The organism is Klebsiella sp. GL120222-02 (genome assembly GCF_003097195.1).
GTDB lineage: Bacteria > Pseudomonadota > Gammaproteobacteria > Enterobacterales > Enterobacteriaceae > Klebsiella > Klebsiella variicola.
In genome coordinates this window covers 93,211-112,320 of the sequence record NZ_QEQO01000004.1, presented here as the reverse complement: position 1 = coordinate 112,320, position 19,110 = coordinate 93,211, and the positions used below count along the sequence as shown (strand labels likewise).

19 protein-coding genes are annotated in these 19,110 nt (G+C 60.5%); 8 read left to right on the top strand and 11 right to left on the bottom strand.

Annotation, left to right across the window (positions count from 1 at the left end; genetic code table 11):
* Positions 1 to 21: 21 nt before the first annotated feature.
* Positions 22 to 225, bottom strand: a complete 204-nt coding sequence (locus tag N438_RS14410) for a DUF2754 family protein (RefSeq protein ID WP_012968852.1) — start codon at positions 223 to 225, stop codon at positions 22 to 24.
* Positions 226 to 478: 253 nt separating this feature from the next.
* On the opposite strand from N438_RS14410, the gene N438_RS14405 reads away from it, so the two are divergent.
* The gene (locus N438_RS14405) at positions 479 to 781 is read left to right on the top strand and encodes a YaiY family protein (RefSeq protein ID WP_012542723.1); all 303 of its coding nucleotides are present in this window, start codon (positions 479 to 481) and stop codon (positions 779 to 781) included.
* On the opposite strand, the gene N438_RS14400 is transcribed toward N438_RS14405, so the two are convergent.
* The 3 genes from N438_RS14400 to N438_RS14390 all read right to left on the bottom strand — a co-directional run bounded on the left by N438_RS14400 (position 778) and on the right by N438_RS14390 (position 3,753).
* Complete coding sequence (locus tag N438_RS14400; RefSeq protein WP_008805337.1) at positions 778 to 1,884, bottom strand: DUF1615 domain-containing protein; 1,107 nt, start codon at positions 1,882 to 1,884, stop codon at positions 778 to 780. The genes N438_RS14405 and N438_RS14400 overlap by 4 nt on opposite strands.
* Before the next feature lie 18 nt (positions 1,885 to 1,902).
* Positions 1,903 to 3,123 carry a peptide antibiotic transporter SbmA gene (gene sbmA, locus N438_RS14395; RefSeq protein WP_008805336.1) on the bottom strand — a complete coding sequence of 407 codons (1,221 nt, stop codon included), beginning with the start codon at positions 3,121 to 3,123 and terminating at the stop codon, positions 1,903 to 1,905.
* A gap of 117 nt (positions 3,124 to 3,240) precedes the next feature.
* Complete coding sequence (locus N438_RS14390; protein ID WP_162493340.1) at positions 3,241 to 3,753, bottom strand: isochorismatase family protein; 513 nt, start codon at positions 3,751 to 3,753, stop codon at positions 3,241 to 3,243.
* 219 nt (positions 3,754 to 3,972) lie between these two features.
* Between N438_RS14390 and ampH the strand changes: the two genes are divergently transcribed.
* From ampH to N438_RS14370, 4 genes are all read left to right on the top strand, one after another.
* On the top strand, positions 3,973 to 5,133 hold the full coding sequence (gene ampH, locus N438_RS14385; RefSeq protein ID WP_008805334.1) for a D-alanyl-D-alanine-carboxypeptidase/endopeptidase AmpH: 1,161 nt from the start codon (positions 3,973 to 3,975) through the stop codon (positions 5,131 to 5,133).
* A 105-nt stretch (positions 5,134 to 5,238) separates the two neighbouring features.
* A complete protein-coding gene (gene hemB, locus N438_RS14380; protein WP_002890201.1) occupies positions 5,239 to 6,213 on the top strand; it encodes a porphobilinogen synthase in 975 nt (324 codons plus the stop codon).
* Between the two features lie 255 nt (positions 6,214 to 6,468).
* Positions 6,469 to 6,960 carry a transposase gene (locus N438_RS14375; protein WP_016160363.1) on the top strand — a complete coding sequence of 164 codons (492 nt, stop codon included), beginning with the start codon at positions 6,469 to 6,471 and terminating at the stop codon, positions 6,958 to 6,960.
* 178 nt (positions 6,961 to 7,138) lie between these two features.
* Positions 7,139 to 8,857: a GNAT family N-acyltransferase gene (locus N438_RS14370; protein ID WP_012542727.1), complete on the top strand. Its 1,719-nt coding sequence runs from the start codon at positions 7,139 to 7,141 to the stop codon at positions 8,855 to 8,857.
* Between the two features lie 174 nt (positions 8,858 to 9,031).
* Here N438_RS14370 and tauD read toward each other — a convergent pair whose 3' ends face one another.
* From tauD to N438_RS28070, 7 genes are all read right to left on the bottom strand, one after another.
* Positions 9,032 to 9,883: a taurine dioxygenase gene (gene tauD, locus N438_RS14365; protein WP_004144604.1), complete on the bottom strand. Its 852-nt coding sequence runs from the start codon at positions 9,881 to 9,883 to the stop codon at positions 9,032 to 9,034.
* Positions 9,880 to 10,707, bottom strand: coding sequence for a taurine ABC transporter permease TauC (gene tauC, locus N438_RS14360; RefSeq protein WP_008805332.1), 828 nt, complete (start codon positions 10,705 to 10,707; stop codon positions 9,880 to 9,882). Before tauC ends, tauD begins: the two co-directional genes overlap by 4 nt.
* On the bottom strand, positions 10,704 to 11,471 hold the full coding sequence (gene tauB, locus N438_RS14355; RefSeq protein WP_004893960.1) for a taurine ABC transporter ATP-binding subunit: 768 nt from the start codon (positions 11,469 to 11,471) through the stop codon (positions 10,704 to 10,706). The genes tauC and tauB overlap by 4 nt, the downstream gene beginning before the upstream one ends.
* An 11-nt stretch (positions 11,472 to 11,482) precedes the next feature.
* Positions 11,483 to 12,445 carry a taurine ABC transporter substrate-binding protein gene (gene tauA, locus N438_RS14350; RefSeq protein WP_008805331.1) on the bottom strand — a complete coding sequence of 321 codons (963 nt, stop codon included), beginning with the start codon at positions 12,443 to 12,445 and terminating at the stop codon, positions 11,483 to 11,485.
* A 224-nt stretch (positions 12,446 to 12,669) separates the two neighbouring features.
* Positions 12,670 to 13,602 carry a homocysteine S-methyltransferase gene (gene mmuM / locus N438_RS14345; protein WP_008805330.1) on the bottom strand — a complete coding sequence of 311 codons (933 nt, stop codon included), beginning with the start codon at positions 13,600 to 13,602 and terminating at the stop codon, positions 12,670 to 12,672.
* A complete protein-coding gene (gene mmuP, locus N438_RS14340) occupies positions 13,589 to 14,998 on the bottom strand; it encodes an S-methylmethionine permease (RefSeq protein WP_008805329.1) in 1,410 nt (469 codons plus the stop codon). The genes mmuM and mmuP overlap by 14 nt, the downstream gene beginning before the upstream one ends.
* A gap of 82 nt (positions 14,999 to 15,080) precedes the next feature.
* Positions 15,081 to 15,197, bottom strand: coding sequence for a hypothetical protein (locus tag N438_RS28070; RefSeq protein WP_012542728.1), 117 nt, complete (start codon positions 15,195 to 15,197; stop codon positions 15,081 to 15,083).
* A 74-nt stretch (positions 15,198 to 15,271) separates the two neighbouring features.
* Between N438_RS28070 and eat the strand changes: the two genes are divergently transcribed.
* From eat to eutC, 3 genes are read left to right on the top strand one after another with little or no spacing between them, the layout of a single operon-like run.
* Positions 15,272 to 16,651, top strand: a complete 1,380-nt coding sequence (gene eat, locus N438_RS14335) for an ethanolamine permease (protein ID WP_008805328.1) — start codon at positions 15,272 to 15,274, stop codon at positions 16,649 to 16,651.
* A 9-nt stretch (positions 16,652 to 16,660) separates the two neighbouring features.
* The gene (locus N438_RS14330; RefSeq protein WP_044612961.1) at positions 16,661 to 18,049 is read left to right on the top strand and encodes an ethanolamine ammonia-lyase subunit EutB; all 1,389 of its coding nucleotides are present in this window, start codon (positions 16,661 to 16,663) and stop codon (positions 18,047 to 18,049) included.
* The gene (eutC, locus tag N438_RS14325) at positions 18,046 to 18,825 is read left to right on the top strand and encodes an ethanolamine ammonia-lyase subunit EutC (protein WP_032739168.1); all 780 of its coding nucleotides are present in this window, start codon (positions 18,046 to 18,048) and stop codon (positions 18,823 to 18,825) included. The genes N438_RS14330 and eutC overlap by 4 nt, the downstream gene beginning before the upstream one ends.
* Positions 18,826 to 19,110: the final 285 nt, after the last annotated feature.

The window sequence follows — 19,110 nt, the reverse complement described above, 5'->3', positions numbered from 1 at the left end:
TCGCGCCTGGCAGCAGGGGTCTCAGGCCTCTTCTGCCGGGCGGCGGCGGATCACCAGGCCCGCGGCCCAGAAGCTAATGACCCAGGTCACCAGACCGACGGCGTAGGATTGCCAGCCCTGTGTTTCAAACCCCAGCAGCCCCACCACCCCATTGAGAATAAAAATTAGCCCCAGCGCCACCGCGTAGTAGTGCCAGTCGCGGCGAATTTTATCTGTGAGCTTCATGCGACCTCCAACAGCAAAAAAACGCATCTTCGCATAGCCGCCCGCGGCGGTCTGTAGCGCGGGAGAGAATGTTGCTGGATTGCGACGCCGCTCTCCCTTTTACATTCCTGTGGCGCGGTTAACACACCGGCGAAAACAGGATTATTCCTGGACGGCAATTACCAGCAATCTGATACTGACAATGGCCCCTCACTGCCAGAATACCTGCCATAGAGCTGGAGAAAAAACCAGCAGTACAGAGGTGGGAGGGCCTATGGCTGAATTCAGTTTTTCAAAATCGCTTTTGGGAAATAAAAAAAGAGGGGCGTTGACCGGCAGCCATGTCGCCTACGGCCTGTTCGTGCTGGTCTGCTGCTGGGCCGGCGCGCAGATGCTCAGCATGCTGATCCACGCTCCGGGGGTATTTGAACGCTTGATGCAAACGCAGGACGCCAGCCGTCCGCAAGTCGACATCAGTCTCGCCGTTGGCACCCTCTTTGGCCTGATCCCTTTCCTGATCGGCTGCTCGTTCATCGGGCTGCTGGCGCTCATTGTGCGCTGGCGTCAGCGCCGTTAACGCCGCGCCATACAATTTGCCCGCCGCTCATCAACCCGTTTTGCAAACCACGCCGTCGTCAGATTACGGGTAATTTTCGGACTCTCAAGCTGGATCCCTGGCAACATCTCCCGCGGCAGAGTCTTGCCCGCCCTTTTCTCGGCGAGGCGGAAAACCTGCTGATAAAGGTCGGTCTTCTCAAACGCCAGGCTGTCGCCCTTTTTCAACTGGCGGTGGATCTCGCTGTCGCTCATTCCCAACTGGCCCGCCAGACGACGCACCGCCAGCTCGGTGCTGCCCGGTTCCTCGCTGTCGTAGCGGATAAGGTCGCCGTCGAGCGCCAGTTTCACCCCGCTGGCTTTCACCACCGCGTTCTGGAAGGCGGCGTTACGGCTGGCATACCAGCCGGCGTTGAAGTCGGCAAAGCGGTACAGCGGCACGCTGTAGCTGGCCGGGTAATTCAACAGATGATAGGTGCCAAACCACAGGCCACCGCGCAGGCTGAAGACCTCCTGGCGCACCGTCCCGTTCATTTTCCACGGGTAGCCGGAGGTGTGCTGCTCGGCAAAGGCAATGCTGACCTGCATCGGCCCCCCGGTGTGCACCGGGTTAAGTGAACCGAACAGCTTCTGCCCCATCGGCACCATCCCGATAAAGTCATCAAAAATGGCGCTCAGCTGCTTTTCCGTCTTCACATTGTCCAGACGGTCGCTATAGCTTTTACCGTTTGGCGAGGTGATCTTCAGCGCGGTATGGACCAGAAACGGCGGAATGTGCATTTTTTCCGCCCGGCGGTCAATTTCCTGCCAGGCGATTTTATTCAACCCCGGCACCACCGGATCGGACTGATAGTTAGACTCCTGCTGCGCGACCGCCAGCACCGAGCAGACATTCTCTTCCGTCGGCGCCAGCTTCTGGCTGTCAAACGCGGTGGCGATGGCTTGCGCCCAGGCCTCCCGATCCTTGACGCTGGCCGGCATTTTCTGCCGCACCACCGACGCCACGTCAACGGGCTTCTCGCCCTTTTTCAGCGTCGGGGCCTGCTGGCTGGTACAGGCGCTCAGCACCATGGCCGCCAACAGCGTCAATGAACCGGGAATAATGCGCGATAAACGTGCGGCCATCATGCTTCCTTGTCTTAATTAACGTAATGTCGGGATCGCTTCCTGCAGCGGCTTGCCGTCCAGCTCGCGTTCAAAACTGCGCAGACGTTTGTAGATGGACATCAGTTCCACCAGCGTCGTCCACGAGCTAATCAGGTACTGGAACGAGCCGCGCACCTGGCCGAAGACGTTGGTAATTTGCGTCATCAGCCCGAGGGTAATCGTACCGGCAACGATCGACGGAAACAGCAGGAAAAGGCCGAAAACGTTATCCACCTGCAGGTAGAGAATGCGGGCGATATTGAAATACATATAGTGGAAATAGAGACGGAAATAGTTGCGACGCACCGCGCTGAACAGCTCGCGCACCGTCGGCGGCGTGGCGCGGGTTTCATCGTCCTCACCGTAGACCAGCTCTTTACGATAGGCGGCTTCCACGCGCTGGTTTTTAAACTCCAGGCCCGGCAGCTTAATCCCCACCACCGCCAGCAGGCCGGTCCCCATCAGCGACCAGACGATAGCGGCAATCACCAGACCATACGGCAAATGGCCGACGATAGGCAGGTCGGGAACGTGTTCGGAGAGCGTCACCAGCACCGGCAGGAAGGCGATCAAGGTCATCACCGCGTTGATAAAGCTTACCCCCATATCTTCCAGGGTGGAGGCAAAGCGCATGGTATCTTCCTGCACACGCTGCGCGGCGCCTTCGATATGGCGCAGATGCTGCCAGTGGGCCATATAGTGTTCGTTCATCGCCGTGCGCCAGCGGAAGACGTAGTGGCTGACGAAGAAGTTGTTCATCACGCCAATGATCACCGCGATGAGCGCGATGCCGAGAAAGATGCCGATCTCATGATAAAACTGGTTGATGCTGACCTTATGCGGGGTGGCCAGCGCGCTCTGGATCAGGTCGTAGAACGGCGCATACCAGGCGTTGATCGCCACCCCGACTTCCACCAGAAACCAGGTGACGAAGATGATGAGCGACGTGCCGAGAATCGACCAGTACTGCCAGCGATGCGGGCAGTAGACAAACCAGAAGAGTGCAAACACGCCGACGCAAAACAGATAGTAAGCGTAGAACACCAGATAGTTGAGCGACCAGAAGCGCGCCGCGCTGATCGCCACATTTTGCGATGCTCCGGTGACCCGCAGCAGCCAGTCGCCGCCGCCCGCCTGCCAAAAGATCACGGCCAGCAGCGACCAGATAAAGGCAGAAATAAAAAACGGCCCCGGTTTGGGGAAAAAAGATTTAAACATCATTGTCTCCTGCTAACTTCTTATCGTTCTGCTATTGCTGTGTACGACGCATACGTCGGCCGCCGCGTGGATGCGCTCTCGCGGGGCAGACGAATGATAAGACCGGATATCAACAGCTTAGTTCTGCTGCCAGGCGTGCAGAATTGTTTCTGTGGGTTTCACCTGTAAAGGATTGCCAGGAACGGTCAGCGTACGCCACACCTCATTGTAGTGGGCGATAAGCGTCGCGGCCTGCGCGGCGGGGCGGTCGGCGGTGGTATGGGCATCTTCCGCGATCACAATACCGTACCCGCGGCTGGCGCCGTTTTTAATGGTGGTGTCGAGGCAGTAGTCGGTGGCGCAGCCGCAGATGACGAACTGCTGAATGTCGTGTTCGTCCAGCACCTGCGCCAGCGAGGTGTGGTAGAAGGCGTCGCAGGCGGTTTTGGTGACATACAGCGCGCCAGCTGGCTGTTCCAGCTCGGGAAGCAGGGCGAAGCCTTCGCTGCCGGCTTCGAGGCCGCCGGCCTCATCATGCTGAATGAAAATAACCTTGTCCGCCGCGCGCACCAGACGATTAATTTGCGCGACGCAGCGCTCGCGCGCCAGACGCGGCGTGGCGAACACGCCGTTTTGCATATCCACGACCATCACTACCCGTTGAGCCGTCATTGTTCTCTCCCACGAACTTTCAGCCAAACGGTCATCATACGCGGCAGCGGAAAAAGCCGATATCTGAAAGCGTAAAAAAGTCTTTTTTACGCACCGTTACCTTTTTCCTGCAGGAATGTCGTGAATCCCACTTTGTTCTGCGCCACTTCGTAGTATAAATACCCTCTTCTTTTTTATTTATTTAATGGATGATCTCCGTTGAAACGTAGTTTGCTCATTTTTGCTGCGCTGTGCGCGGCGTCGTGGACCTCGGTGCAGGCCGCACAGCCTACCGTTGACCCGGTTTTCGCCTCGGATGTGGTCGATCGTTACGCCAATCATATCTACTACGGCAGCGGCGCCACCGGCATGGCGCTGGTGGTTATCGATGGCAATCAGCGTGTTTTTCGCAGCTTTGGCGAAACCCGCCCGGGGAATAATCAGCACCCGCAGCTCGACTCGGTGATCCGTATCGCCTCCCTCAGCAAACTGATGACCAGCGAGATGCTGGTAAAGCTGCTCGACCAGGGAGTGGTGAAACTCAACGATCCGCTGAGCAAATACGCCCCGCCGGGTACCCGGGTGCCTGACTGGCAGGGAAAACCAATCACCCTGGTTAACCTCGCAACCCATACCAGCGCCCTGCCGCGCGAGCAGCCTGGCGGCGCCGCTCATCGTCCGGTGTTTGTCTGGCCGACCCGCCAGCAGCGCTGGAACTGGCTCTCTACCGCGACCCTGAAGACCGCGCCGGGCTCACAGGCGGCCTACTCCAACCTGGCCTTTGATTTACTGGCGGACGCGCTCTCCACCGCTGCCGGCAAACCTTATCCGCAGCTGTTTGAAGAACAGATCACCCGGCCGCTGGGGATGAAGGACACCACCTTTACCCCGTCACCGGATCAGTGCCAGCGGCTGATGATCCCGGAAAAAGGCGCCAGCCCATGCAACAACACCCTGGCGGCGATCGGCAGCGGCGGAGTCTACTCGACGCCGGGGGATATGATGCGCTGGATGCAGCAGTTCCTGTCATCCGATTTCTATACCCGCAGCCAGCAGGCCGATCGGATGCAGACGCTGATTTATCAGCGTAACCAACTGACCCGGGTGATTGGTATGGACGTGCCGGGCCGCGCCGACGCGCTGGGACTTGGCTGGGTGTATATGAAGCCGAAGAATGGCCATCCGGGGATTATTCAGAAAACCGGCGGTGGCGGCGGGTTTATCACCTATATGGCGATGAATCCGCAGGCTAACGTCGGCGCTTTTGTGGTGGTAACCCGCTCGCCGTTAACCCGCTTCAACAATATGAGCGATGGCATCAACGACCTGGTCAGCGAGCTGAGCGGCGCGCAGCCCAACATGCAGACGGCCAGCCAGTAAGTTCGCGGGGGTTTCGCCAACACGACATAACGATCGTTTTGGCGAAACATCCCCATGCCATTTCAGTTACACTAACGTCTTTCATTTCACAAAATCAGGCAAACCATGACAGATTTAATCACTCGCCCCCGCCGCCTGCGTCAATCCGCTGCGCTGCGCGCCCTGTTTGAAGAGACAACACTGAGTTTGAACGACCTGGTGTTGCCGATCTTTGTTGAAGAAGAAATTGATGATTACAAAGCGATCGAGGCCATGCCCGGCGTGATGCGCATTCCGGAAAAATATCTGGCACGTGAAATCGAACGCATCGCTAACGCCGGCATTCGCTCGGTGATGACTTTTGGCATTTCTCATCACACCGATGCCACCGGCAGCGATACCTGGAATGAAAATGGCCTGGTGGCGCGTATGTCGCGGATCTGCAAGTCCACGGTGCCGGAGATGATCGTCATGTCCGATACCTGCTTCTGCGAATACACTTCCCACGGTCACTGTGGCGTGCTGTGCGACCACGGGGTGGATAACGACGCGACCCTGGAAAACCTCGGCAAGCAGGCCGTTGTCGCCGCCGCCGCAGGGGCGGATTTCATCGCTCCTTCCGCCGCGATGGACGGACAGGTACAGGCGATTCGCCGCTCGCTGGATGCCGCCGGTTTCACTAATACGGCGATTATGTCCTACTCCACCAAGTTCGCTTCCTCCTTCTACGGCCCGTTCCGCGAAGCGGCCGGTACCGCGCTGAAGGGCGATCGGAAAACCTATCAGATGAGCCCGATGAACCGCCGGGAAGCCATTCGCGAGTCGCTGCTCGATGAAGCCCAGGGCGCCGACTGCCTGATGGTGAAACCGGCTGGCGCCTACCTGGATATTCTGCGCGATATCCGCGAACGCAGCGATCTGCCGCTCGGCGCCTATCAGGTCAGCGGGGAGTACGCGATGATCAAATTCGCTGCCCAGGCGGGCGCTATCGATGAAGAGAAAGTGGTTCTGGAAAGCCTCGGCGCTATCAAACGCGCAGGCGCCGACCTGATCTTCAGCTATTTCGCCCTCGATCTGGCCGAGAAAAAAATCCTCCGTTAAACCCGCCCCTCCCCGGTGGCGCTTCGCTTACCGGGGCTACCAAACCTCATCCCCGGTGCGCTGTATTTATCGCGACCACCACACCGTAGCCCGGATAAGGCGCTTGCGCCGCTATCCGGGGACAGGCGCTAACCAATATCTGTAGCTAAAACTTTGCGCGCCGCTTTCCACCTTCTGCGCCTTCTCCTTGGCGTACCGGATTTCGCCTTCTAACGTGTTAAACCACATCATAAATACCGAATTCCAGGAGATCCTGTGGTGGCTTATCGACGTTATTACATTAAGGGGGGAACCTGGTTCTTCACTGTTAACCTTAAAGACCGTAGAAGCATGCACCTAACTGAAAACATAGAATTATTGCGCTACTCTGTCGCCGTTGTTAAACAACATCGCCCCTTTATTATTGATGCCTGGGTGGTGTTGCCTGAACATCTGCATTGCATCTGGACACTACCTCATAATGATGACGATTTTTCTTCACGCTGGAGAGATATCAAAGGCTGTTTTAGCAGAACGTTAAAACGACAACCCCTCTGGCAACCGCGCTTCTGGGAGCATGCCATACGCGATGAAGATGATTACCGCCGACACGTTGATTACATCCATATCAATCCACTTAAGCATGGCTGGGTCACCCGGGTGATCGATTGGCCATTTTCAACCTTTCATCGCGATTTCCAGCGCGGGCTATATCCCCCAAATTGGGCTGGCGATAGCTTTGATCTTAGCTGCGGTGAACGCCGATAGCCTCTCCCCGGTGGCGCTGACGCTTACCGGGGCTACAAATCGGCGCCAACCGTAGCCCGGATGAGGCGTTAGCCGCTATCCGGGAAACCTCCCCCGCTGCGACCGAAACTTCACCCAACTGTAATCTGAACGACATCTCCACCTTCTACTGTCTGGGCAGGACGGAGGAGGAGCCACTATGTTTAGTCTCGACAACGTACTCGATGACCTGTGGCCTCAGGCGAGGCCCGCCCCCTGGCAAAAGAAACTGTTAAAAAAGCTGTTTTATGAGGAAGAGTTTCAACAATTTGCCGATCGTCATCGCCACCTGAAGGGGCTTGATACGGTCGAACAGGTACTGGAATACCTCAATATCCGCTGCGCCATCCCGGCGCACGATCTCGAACAAATCCCCGAATATGGCCCGCTGGTCATTATCGCCAACCACCCCACCGGCACCCTCGACGGCCTGGCGCTCCTGTATGCGGTATCCCGCGTGCGCCGCGATGTCAAAGTGGTCACCAACCGCATGCTCACCCACCTTGAGCCCCTGAGCTCGCTGTTTATCCCGGTAGATAATATTCATGGCCGCACCGCTAAAGCGGCGCTGCAGCAGATGGATCACCAGCTGCAGGCCGGCGGGGTGCTGATCTTCTTCCCGGCGGGGGAAGTCTCCCGCCTCACCCGTCGCGGTATCCGCGATAAAAAATGGCACTCCGGCTTTATTAAGCTGGCGGCAAAATATCGCGCCCCGCTGCTGCCGGCGTGGATTAACGCCCACAACAGCGCCCTGTTTTACGCCAGCACGCTGGTCTCCGACAACCTGCCGCTGCTCCTGCTGATGCAGCAGATGTTTCGCCGGCGCAACAGCAGCCTGCCGGTGCGCATCGGCCAGCAGATCCCCTGGTCGAGCTGGTTCGATGCCAAGTCCAGCGCTCGCGAGCTTACCGGCCGCTGCTATCAGCACCTGGAACAACTGCGCAAAGGGCTGCCGGGGCAGTTCAAAACCGAAAGCGCCATCGCCCGTCCGGAAGACCGGGCATTGCTCAAACGCGAACTGCATAAGGCCGAGTGTCTGGGCCGCACCACCGACGGCAAAGTGATTTACCTCTGGCAGCGCAACGGCCAGGAGGACGCGCCGCTGCTGCGCGAGCTGGGACGTCTGCGGGAAATCGCCTTCCGCGCGGTCGGGGAAGGCAGCGGCAAACGGCGGGATATCGACGGGTATGACGACGACTATCTGCATCTGATCCTGTGGGATGAAGACGATCTGGAAATCGTCGGCGCTTACCGCTTTATGCCGACGGCCATCCAGCTGGCAAAGCGCGGCCTGGAAGGGATCTACAGTTACAGCCTGTTCCATTACGACGGGCGGATGGACGATGTCCTGCAGCACGGCATTGAGCTGGGGCGCAGCTTTATCCAGCCGCGCTACTGGGGGCGTCGCGGGCTGGACTACCTGTGGTCAGGCATCGGCGCTTATCTGGCGCGCTATCCGCACTATCGCTATCTGTTTGGTCCGGTGTCGATTTCTGGCGGGTTGCCGCCCGCCGCCCGCGATCTGCTGGTGGCGTTCTACCGGCTGTGGTTCCCGGCGACGCATCCGCTGGCGGAGTCGCGTCGACCTTATCCGGCGTCGCTGCCCGACGTGCTGGCGCAGTTTGGCGGGGAGGATTACAACGACGACCTGGCCCGGCTGAAGTCCCTGCTCGGCAATCTCGGCTGCGCGATCCCGCCGCTGTATAAGCAGTACTCGGAAGTGTGCGAGCCGGGCGGCGTGCAGTTTATCGATTTCGGCAGCGATCCGGATTTCAATAACTGCGTGGATGGTCTGGTGCTGGTGGATCTCACCTACCTGAAGGCCAATCGCTATCAGCGCTATATTGGCGCGCATCTGGGTGCGCAAAAATCGGCATAAACGCTTTTTCCCGGCTTGCGGCGCGTTGCGCCTTAGCCGGGCTACGGTACACCATTTCCGACGGATCGGTCGCCCGGAAAAGGCGCGTCAGGCGCCGCCTCCGGGAAGCAGCGGGCAATGCAGCATCCGCTTTTCTCCGCGGCTCGCGGCTGATGCCTTAACCGGCTACAAGCATTACCCCGCCCGGTAATACGGCTTATCGCCGAGGATCGTCGCCCGGTGCATGATCCGCCGCTGCGGCAGATAGTCGGCGTTGGCGTAATGCTGGGTCACCCGGTTATCCCAGATAGCGACATCGTTCGGCTGCCAGCGCCAGCGCACCTGAAACTCCGGTTTAGTGACATGAGCAAACAGGAAGTTCAGCAGCGCTGCGCTCTCTTTCTCACTCACCTCGACAATTCGCGTGGTAAACCCTTCATTAACGAACAGCGCCTGCTTGCCGGTCACCGGGTGGGTACGCACTACCGGGTGCAGCAGCGGCGGATGCTTCGCCACCGCTTCCTGCCAGCGCCGATGCTCGGCTTCGGTCTTGTTGTACTTATACTCCTGGAACGATTTGCGGAAATCGTGTTCGGCATGCAGGCCGCTCAGCAGCTGCCGGAAAGGTTCTGACAGCGCTTCCCAGGCGGCAATGCCGCTGGTCCACAGGGTGTCCCCGCCGGTCGTCGGCAGCTCTTTCGCCGCCAGAATGGCGCCGGCGGGCGGCGTGTCGATAAAGGTGACATCGGTATGCCAGTTGTCATTATCCGGCGGATTATCGTTGTGGGTATCGAGGACGATAATCTCTTCCACGCCAGGGGCGTGAGGGTAGACCGGATGGATATGCAGGTCGCCAAACCGCAGCGCCAGGTCGCGCTGTTGCGCCGGGGTGATATTTTGCTCGCGCAGGAATACTACCTGATGACGCAGCACCGCGTGATACAGCTGTTCAAACTGGTTGTCGCTCAGCGGACGGGTTAAATCTGCCCCGGTCACCTGCGCGCCAATATAGGGCCCCAGCGGGGTAATGCTCAGACGTTCACTCATTGTACTTCTCCATGCCAGGGCGTCAGGCGACGCTGCAGCGCGCGCAGACCCAGTTCCAGTAAAAAGGCGATAATGGCAATCACCGCGATCCCCGCCAGCACCACATCGGTGGCGAGAAACTCGCCGGCAGACTGCACCATAAATCCTAATCCGCGGGTGGCAGCGATCAGCTCAGCGGCCACCAGCGTTGACCAGCCCACCCCGAGACCAATGCGCAGCCCGGTGAGGATCTCCGGCAGCGCGCCGGGCAGGATCACCAGCCACAGCACCTGCGCCCGGCTGGCGCCCAGCGAACGGGCGGCGCGAATGCGCACCTGCTGCGCGCTTTTTACCCCTGCCAGCGCCGACATGGCTACCGGCGCGAAAATCGCCAGGTAGATCAGCAGGATCTTCGAGGTTTCACCGATGCCAAACCAGATCACCATCAGCGGTAGGTAGGCCAGCGGCGGCACCGGACGATAGAGTTCGATCAGCGGATCGAGGATCCCACGCACCGTCGAGTTGAGCCCCATGGCGATCCCCACCGGTACGCCAATAAGCACTGCCGCCAGCAAGGCGATGACGATCCGCGTCAGGCTCGCCGCCAGATGCTGCCAGAGCGTCGCATCCATAAAACCCTGCGGCCCGGCGATGGTGATAAGCTTTTGCAGTACCTGACCCGGCGGCGGCAGAAACAGCGGGCTAATCAGCTGCAGCGCCGCGACCGCCCACCAGACGGCCAGCAATACCGCCAGAGTCGCCACGCTGAGGGTGAGCTGACGGGAGAGCGGCCAGCGCCACTTCAGCGTCGTCTGACGCGGTTTGTCGTTCAGTACCACGCTCATGAGAAAGCCTCCCGTTGGTCAAACACCCGGCTCAGAATGTATTCCCGCTGTTCAATAAACCGCGGGTCGGATTTGATGCTGCGGCAGGATTCGCCCGCGACAAAGCGACGGCTAAAATCAAGCCGCAGCCGCTCCACCACCCGTCCCGGCCCCGGCGACAGCAGCACCAGCTCGGTGGCCATAAAGATGGCCTCTTCAATGTCATGAGTGATCAGCAGCACCTGTTTGCCGGTCTCATGCCACAGTTTCAGCAGCAATGTCTGCATCTGCTCGCGGGTAAAGGCGTCAAGCGCGCCGAAGGGCTCATCCAGCAGCAACAGCTGCGGATTCGCCGCCAGCGCCCGGGCGATGCCCACCCGCTGGCGTTGACCGCCGGACAGCTGCCAGATAAAGCGTTTTTCCGCCCCTTCGAGACCCACCTTCTTCAGCATCTGCGCCGCCGCTTGCCGGCGCTGCGCTTTATCCACGCCCGCCAGTTGGAGGCCCAGCGCCACGTTATCCTGCACATTGCGCCACGGCAGCAGGCCTTCGTTCTGGAAGACCACGCCGCGCTCTGCGCCCGGCCCGGTCACCCGCTGACCTTCGAGGGTGATGCTGCCGTGCTGATAGGGCACGAATCCGGCAATCAGGTTCAGCAGGGTAGTTTTACCGCAGCCCGAAGGCCCCAGCACCACCAACAGCTCCCCACTCTCCAGCGTCAGGTTGATATCCGCCAGCGCCGGTTTACCGCCGTAGTCGGCGGAAAGATGCGAGATTTGCAGCATCGCCGCCTCCTTTACTTCACGAAACGGTCAGTGACGTACTGACGATAATCGGTTCCCGCCGCGGGCACTTTGCCCTGCTCTTTCAGGAAGCGCGCGGTATCGACGATGGCCTGATTGACCGGACCATTCAGCGCCTGCGCCTGCTCAGCGGCGGTCAGGTAGGTGTTCCCCTTCACCAGCCCGGGGACATCGGCTTCCGGCACGCCGCTCAGGCGCGCCAGCTTGCTGATGTTGTCCGGCTGTTTCAGCCATGTTTCCGGGTTGGCGATGTAGGGCTGCTGGGCGTCGATGGCGCTTTTAGCAAAGGCTTTGACGATCTCCGGATGCTGCTCGGCGAAGTCCTTACGGACCACCCAAACGTCGAGGGTCGGCGCGCCCCACTCCCCAACCTGCGCGGAATCGGTCAGCACCTTGCCCTCTTTTTCCAGTTCGTTAACCGCTGGCGCCCAGACGTAAGCGCCATCGATATCCCCGCGCTGCCAGGCGGCGATAATCGCCGGCGGCTGCAGGTTAATAATCTGCACCTGGCCCGGCTTGATGCCCCAGTGTTTGAGCGCCGACAACAGGCTGTAGTGGGTGGTGGAGATAAACGGCACGGCGATGCGCTTGCCGATCAGATCTTCCGGTTTGGTAATGCTTTTTTTCACCACCAGCGCTTCGGAGTTGCCGAGCTTTGAAGCGAGCAGGAACACTTCAATCGGCACCTGCTGACTGGCGGCCACCGCCAGCGGGCTGGAGCCGATATTGCCGATCTGCACATCGCCGGAGGCCAGGGCACGCACCACGCTGGCGCCGCTGTCGAATTTCCGCCAGTCGACGGTCGCGCCGCTGGTTTTGGCGAAGGTGTTGTCCGCCTGGGCGACTTTCGCCGGCTCAGCGGAGGTTTGATACGCCACGGTCACGTTGACCGCCTGCGCCTGGAAGGCGGCGACAGCCAGCGCCGCCAGAAGAGTAATTCGCGATGTGAATGCCATAATGTCTGCTTCCCCTGAGTTGTTATAGGTGCAGTATTTCCGGCATCAGGAGGGAGATGAAGTAATTAAAAATTCTGGCTAATAGCGAATCGTTTTTAGAACAAAAGCGGGAAAGGATAGTTGTTTTTGAGCGGTTGGTGAGTGGCAGAGGGTTGCCGCCGGGTGGCGGCGACGGATCGCGCAATATGTAGGCCGGGTAAGCGCAGCGCCACCCGGTACAAAACTCAGCGCTTCGCGTTAAGCGCGGCGATGTCCTTCGGCGTGGTGCGGCAGCAGCCGCCAATCAGCTTCGCCCCGGCCGCCAGCCACTGCGGCAGATAATCCGCCAGGGTGGCGCAGGCTTCGCCATGATGGTGCCAGGTCTTGCTCACCGCATCATAATGTTCGCCAGAGTTAGGATAGACCACCAGCGGCAGGGCCGTCAGGCTGTGCAGATGCGCCAGCGCCGCGGGCGTATTTTCCAGGGCGATACAGTTGATGCCCACCGCCACCACCTGCGGGTTATCCGCCAGGGCAGCCATCACCTCGCGTAACGGCGTCCCATCGCTGAGATGTTCGGCGTCGCGCAGCGTGAAAGAGTACCAGGCGCGGGCACGGGGATAGTCCTGCAGCAGGGCCGTCAGCGCCTGGATCTCAGCAAATGACGGCAGGGTTTCACAGGCCAGCAGGTCGGCGCCCGCATCCAGAAGGGCTTCGACGCGCGGGCGGTGGAAATCCTGGAACTCTGCCGCGCTGCGCTGATAATCGCCGCGATACTCCGAGCCGTCGGCGAGAAACGCGCCATACGGCCCTACCGAACCGGCCACCAGCAGCGTGCCGGCCTGCGGGTTCTCGGCGAGGTACGCCTCGCGCGCTTTGCGCGCCAGTTCGACGCTTTTGCCGATCAGCGCCCGGGACTGCGCATCATCCAGCCCGCGCGCGGCAAAGCCCGCCGGGGTGGCCTGATAGCTGGCGGTGATCGCCACCTGCGCCCCGGCGCGAAAGTAGTCGAGATGCACATCGCGGATCAGCTGCGGGTTCTCCAGCAGCACTTTCGCCGACCACAGGCTGTCGGCCAGATCGCAGCCGCGGGCCTCCAACTCGGTGGCCATGGCGCCGTCCAGCAGGACATAAGGCTGGGCGGCAAGCAGAGCAGTGAACGGGTTAGTCTGCGACATGTTGGGACTCCTGAGTCATATTCCGTGAACGAGTGAGATACCAGGCACCATAGCACAGGGCCACAAAGGGGATCCCGCACCACAGCGCAATTCTCTGGCTCGGGTCAAAGGCGAGGCCCACGCAGGCCACCAGGCACAGCACAAACCCCAGAACGGGCACCACCGGATACCAGGGAGCGCGATACTGCAGATCGCTCAGCGCCTTACCCTGCTGCAGATGGCGGCGGCGGAACATAAAGTGCGAGGCGCAGATGCTCAACCACACCGCCACTACCGCAAAACCGGAGATCGCCGACAGCGCCACAAACACCGTATCGGGCGCCACCACGCTGGAGAACAGCGCCAGCACGCCGCCCAGCATACTCACCGACAGCGCGGTCACCGGCACGCCCCGTTTATTGACTTTGGCAAAGCAGGCCGGCAGCGTCTTCTCGTTCGACAGCGACCACAGCATCCGCCCGGAAGCGTACAGGCCGGAGTTAGCCGCCGAGAGGATCGCCGTCAGGATCACAAAGTTGAAAATATCCGCCGCGTAAGGGATGCCCACCTTTTCAAACACCAGCACGAAGGGGCTTTTCTCCACCCCCGCCTGCTGCATTGGGATCAGCGCCGCCAGCACGAACACGGTGCCGATAAAGAAAATAATCAGCCGGGCGATGGTGGTGCGGATGGCGACCGGAATGACCTTATGCGGGTTTTCCGTCTCTCCGGCGGCAATGCCGATAAGCTCCGTCCCGGAGAAGGCGAAGTTCACCGCCACCATGGTCATCAGGATCGGCAGGCCGCCGTGCGGGAACCAGCCTTCGGCGGTGATATTGTGCAGGCCCGGCGCCGGCGAGCCATCCTGCATCGGAATGATGCCGAAAATGGCCGCGCCGCCGAGAATAATAAACGCGATGATGGTGATCACTTTCACCAGCGAGAACCAGAACTCGCCTTCCGCGAAGAAGCGCGTCGAAATGATATTAAGGCCGAAGATCACCGCGCAGAACACCACGCACCAGATCCAGACCGGCACCTGCGGGAACCAGTACTGCATGCAGAAACCCGCCGCGGTGAAGCTCGAACCCAGCGCCACCGTCCACGTTAGCCAGTAGAGCCACGCCACGGTATAGCCCGTCGCCGGGCCAAGATAGCGCGCCGCGTAAACGTGGAAGGCGCCGGTCTCCGGCATCGCCACCGACAATTCACCGAGGCACTGCATCACCAGCCAGACCACCAGGGCGCCAATCAGATACGCCAGCAGCGTCCCGGCCGCGCCGGTGGTGGAGATGATATAGCCGGTATTAAAAAATAAGCCGGTGCCAATCACGCCGCCGAGCGACAGCATGATCAGATGGCGCGTTTTCATGGTGCGCTTCAGTTGCCCACCTTGTTGTTGTGTTGTGCTTTGCATTTTATTTTCTCACGCCAGCCCGCTTGCCCGGGTCATGATGCGTATAAACGTATAGACATCTAAACATCCAAAAGAAGAAGTGTTATACCGTGCCGCCGCGGAAAAAGCAAAGCCGCTGCACCAGGGCACGCGCCGACAGCGTGCAGCCTGCCCCATTTTTGCGCAGCGCCAGCGGGCGCGCCACGCGCTGACGCCTCATCGCGACGGACCACGTTCTGGCACTCTCTTTGCAGCCTGTCGTTCAGAACCTTTCTATCTGGCGAGGCAACACGTATGACAGAGCAAACCACCACCTTAAAAAGAACGCTCGGCAGTTTTCGTTTATGGGGGATCGCCGTCGGACTGGTGATATCCGGGGAGTACTTCGGCTGGAGCTACGGCTGGTCGCAGGCGGGCACGATGGGGTTTATGGTCGTCGCCCTGGCGGTCGCCGCGATGTACTGCGCCTTTATTTTCAGCTTTACCGAGCTGACCACCGCCATCCCGCACGCTGGCGGCCCTTTCGCCTATGCCTACCGCGCCTTCGGGCCCACCGGCGGTTTTATCGCCGGTTTTGCCACCCTGATTGAATTCGTCTTCGCCCCGCCGGCCATCGCCATGGCCATCGGCGCCTACCTCAACGTGCAGTTTCCGGCGCTGGATCCGAAATGGGTCGCCTGCGGCGCTTACGTGATCTTTATGACGCTCAATATTCTCGGCGTCGGCATTGCCGCCACCTTCGAGCTGATCGTCACCCTGCTGGCCATCTTCGAGCTGCTGGTGTTCATGGGCGTGGTCGCGCCCGGCTTCTCCTGGAGCCACTTCACCACTAACGGCTGGGCGGGCGCGGAAAGCTTCAGCGGCCTGGCGCTGCCGGGGATGTTCGCCGCCATTCCGTTCGCCATCTGGTTCTTCCTCGCCATTGAGGGGGCCTCCATGGCGGCCGAAGAGGCCAAAGATCCGCAGCGCACCATTCCGCGCGCCCTGGGCGGCGGCATTCTGACGCTGACGGTGCTGGCGATCGGCGTGATGGTCTTCGCCGGCGGCGTCGGCGACTGGCGCGCGCTGTCCAATATTAACGATCCGCTACCCCAGGCGATGAAGACGGTGGTGGGCAATGGCAGCGGCTGGCTGCATATGCTGGTGTGGCTGGGGCTGTTTGGCCTTGTCGCCTCCTTCCACGGCATCATTATGGGCTATTCGCGGCAGATCTACTCCCTCGCCCGCGCCGGCTATCTGCCCGCCGGGCTGGCGACCCTCAACCGCCGCACCCGCACCCCGCATCTGGCGATCCTCGCCGGCGGCGTGGTCGGTATCGCCGCGATCTTCTCCGACTCGCTGATCACCATCAGCGGCATGCCGCTGACCGCCTGCATCGTCACCATGTCGGTATTTGGGGCTATTGTTATGTATATCACTTCCATGGCGGCGCTGTTCAAACTGCGCCGTAGCGAGCCGAAGCTGATCCGCCCATTCCGCGCCCCGCTCTACCCGCTGGCGCCGGCTTTTGCCCTCGGCATGGCGGTGCTCTGCCTGGTGGCGATGGTCTGGTATAACCTGCTGCTGGCGCTGATTTTCGCGGCGATGATGCTCGGCGGCTACCTGTGGTTCCGCAAAACCGCAGCGGCCCGTGAACGGGCGCCAGTGGATCCTCAACTGCGCACGGTCTCCTGAGGAGGCGGCATGTATAAAACCACGCTATCGGGCCAGGTATGGCGCTTTGATAGTCTGAAAACGTTGATGGCGAAAGCGTCGCCAGCCCGCTCCGGCGACGCCCTCGCAGGGGTTATCGCCACCTCAGCCGAAGAGCGGATGGCGGCGAAAATGGCCCTCGCCGAGGTGCCGCTGACCGACATTCTCGACAACCCGCTTATCCCTTACGAGCAGGACGAAGTGACTCGCCTGATCCTCGACACCCATGATGCGCAGGGCTTTGCTGCCCTGCGTCACCTGACGGTCGGCGATTTTCGCGACTGGCTGCTGGATGATGCTACCGATACCGCCACGCTGCAGCGGGTCGCCCGCGCCATCACCCCGGAGATGGCGGCGGCGGTCAGTAAGCTGATGCGCAATCAGGATCTGATCCTTGCCGCCAGCAAATGCCAGGTGGTGACGCGCTTTCGCAACACCATCGGCCTGCCCGGCCACCTCAGCGTACGCCTGCAGCCCAACCATCCTACCGACGACCTGAAAGGCATCGCCGCCAGTATGCTCGACGGGCTGCTGTACGGCGCCGGGGACGCGGTGATCGGCATCAACCCGGCCAGCGACAGCTTACCGGTGCTGGCGCAGCTGAACGTCATGCTGGACGATATTATTCAGCGCTTCGCCATTCCCACCCAGTCCTGCATTCTGACCCATGTCACCAATACGCTGCAGCTGATTGAGCGCGGCGCGCCGGTGGATCTGGTGTTTCAGTCGGTGGCGGGAACCGAAGCGGCCAACAGCGGCTTCGGCATCAATCTTGCCATGCTGCAGGAGGCCCGCGAGGCGGCCCTCAGCCTCAGGCGCGGTACCCTCGGCAACAATGTGATGTATTTTGAGACCGGCCAGGGAAGCTGCCTGTCGGCCAACGCCCACCACGGCGTCGATCAACAGACCTGTGAGGCGCGGGCCTACGCCGTCGCCCGTCACTTTGAACCGCTACTGGTCAATACCGTGGTCGGCTTTATCGGTCCGGAGTATCTCTACGACGGCAAGCAGATTATTCGCGCCGGGCTGGAGGATCATTTCTGCGGCAAGCTGATGGGCCTGCCGATCGGCTGCGACGTCTGCTATACCAACCACGCGGAAGCGGATCAGGATGATATGGACACCCTGCTGACTCTGCTGTGCACCGCCGGGCTCACCTTCCTGATCGGTGTGCCCGGAGCGGACGATATCATGCTCAATTACCAGAGCACCTCGTTCCATGACGCGCTGTACGCCCGTCGCCTGCTGGGCTTAAAACATGCCCCGGAGTTCGCCGACTGGCTGGCGAAGATGCAGATTATCGATCCGCACGGCGCGCTGCGGCTCACCGACGCCCGCCATCCGCTGCTGTCCGTCCTGCCGCAAGGAGCCTCCGTATGAACCGTCCCGATGCCTGGAACCCGCTGCGTGAATTTACCGATGCGCGGATCGCCCTGGGGCGCAGCGGCGCCAGCCTGCCGACCCGCGAAATCCTTAACTTTGGTCTGGCCCATGCCAGAGCGCGGGATGCTATTCATCAGCCGTTCGCCAGCCAGCAGCTGGTGGCGCCGCTGGCGGCGCTCGGCCTCGACGCCCTGACGGTGCGCAGCGCCGCGCCGGACCGTCACACCTATCTGCGGCGTCCGGATCTCGGGCGGCAGCTCGCCGACGAAAGCCGCGCCGACCTCGCCGCCAGCGGCGTCCGCCCCGCCGATCTGCTGCTGGTGATCGGCGATGGCCTCTCTTCCTGGGCGGTAGAGCGCCAGGCGGTGCCATTGATCCGCGCCCTGCTGCCCTATCTGCAAACGCTGGGTATCGGCCTGGCGCCGGTGGTGCTGGCACATCAGTCGCGGGTGGCGCTGGGGGATGATATTGGCGAAACCCTGAAAGCCCGCGCGGTGGCGATCCTGATTGGCGAACGACCGGGTCTCTCCTCGCCGGACAGCCTCGGCGTCTACCTCACCTGGCAGCCCCATCGTCAGCGTCTGGAATCTGAGCGCAACTGTATCTCCAATATTCGTCCGGAGGGATTAAGCCATGACGCCGCCGCCTTTAAACTGGCCTGGCTGCTGGAGCAGGCTTTTTTACGCCGCGTCACCGGCGTGCAGTTAAAAGATGAAAGTGATAATCCGGCGCTGCATGGAAAAATAAAACCATTGCCCCCTTTAAAAGAATAAGTCACACCAGCAGCAGAATAAATTTTAATACTACCGGGCGCACCTGAATATTATATTCGGGTGCGTGCTGAAATTGCCCGGCGGCGCTTCGCTTGAGCGGGTCTACGGAAGCCGTTCAACCGGTTTATATGGCGTATTTTCCAGGCCGGATAAGGCGCCAGTCGCCATCCGGCAAAATGCGTTCACCGTAGCAAAAACCGTGTTGTCATCAGCCTTATGCCCCTCCCTGCAGGTAATAAGAATATTGCATGAGTAAAAACGAAACGGACGTTGTAAGGTAAATCA

Bases quoted from the DNA above. Each gene is read 5' to 3' on its own strand.
- N438_RS14410 (WP_012968852.1), bottom strand. From the start codon at position 225: ATGAAGCTCACAGATAAAATTCGCCGCGACTGGCACTACTACGCGGTG.
- N438_RS14405 (WP_012542723.1), top strand. From the start codon at position 479: ATGGCTGAATTCAGTTTTTCAAAATCGCTTTTGGGAAATAAAAAAAGA.
- N438_RS14400 (WP_008805337.1), bottom strand. From the start codon at position 1,884: ATGGCCGCACGTTTATCGCGCATTATTCCCGGTTCATTGACGCTGTTG.
- sbmA (WP_008805336.1), bottom strand. From the start codon at position 3,123: ATGTTTAAATCTTTTTTCCCCAAACCGGGGCCGTTTTTTATTTCTGCC.
- N438_RS14390 (WP_162493340.1), bottom strand. From the start codon at position 3,753: ATGGTCGTGGATATGCAAAACGGCGTGTTCGCCACGCCGCGTCTGGCG.
- hemB (WP_002890201.1), top strand. From the start codon at position 5,239: ATGACAGATTTAATCACTCGCCCCCGCCGCCTGCGTCAATCCGCTGCG.
- N438_RS14370 (WP_012542727.1), top strand. From the start codon at position 7,139: ATGTTTAGTCTCGACAACGTACTCGATGACCTGTGGCCTCAGGCGAGG.
- tauD (WP_004144604.1), bottom strand. From the start codon at position 9,883: ATGAGTGAACGTCTGAGCATTACCCCGCTGGGGCCCTATATTGGCGCG.
- tauC (WP_008805332.1), bottom strand. From the start codon at position 10,707: ATGAGCGTGGTACTGAACGACAAACCGCGTCAGACGACGCTGAAGTGG.
- tauB (WP_004893960.1), bottom strand. From the start codon at position 11,471: ATGCTGCAAATCTCGCATCTTTCCGCCGACTACGGCGGTAAACCGGCG.
- tauA (WP_008805331.1), bottom strand. From the start codon at position 12,445: ATGGCATTCACATCGCGAATTACTCTTCTGGCGGCGCTGGCTGTCGCC.
- mmuM (WP_008805330.1), bottom strand. From the start codon at position 13,602: ATGTCGCAGACTAACCCGTTCACTGCTCTGCTTGCCGCCCAGCCTTAT.
- mmuP (WP_008805329.1), bottom strand. From the start codon at position 14,998: ATGCAAAGCACAACACAACAACAAGGTGGGCAACTGAAGCGCACCATG.
- N438_RS28070 (WP_012542728.1), bottom strand. From the start codon at position 15,197: ATGAGGCGTCAGCGCGTGGCGCGCCCGCTGGCGCTGCGCAAAAATGGG.
- eat (WP_008805328.1), top strand. From the start codon at position 15,272: ATGACAGAGCAAACCACCACCTTAAAAAGAACGCTCGGCAGTTTTCGT.
- N438_RS14330 (WP_044612961.1), top strand. From the start codon at position 16,661: ATGTATAAAACCACGCTATCGGGCCAGGTATGGCGCTTTGATAGTCTG.
- eutC (WP_032739168.1), top strand. From the start codon at position 18,046: ATGAACCGTCCCGATGCCTGGAACCCGCTGCGTGAATTTACCGATGCG.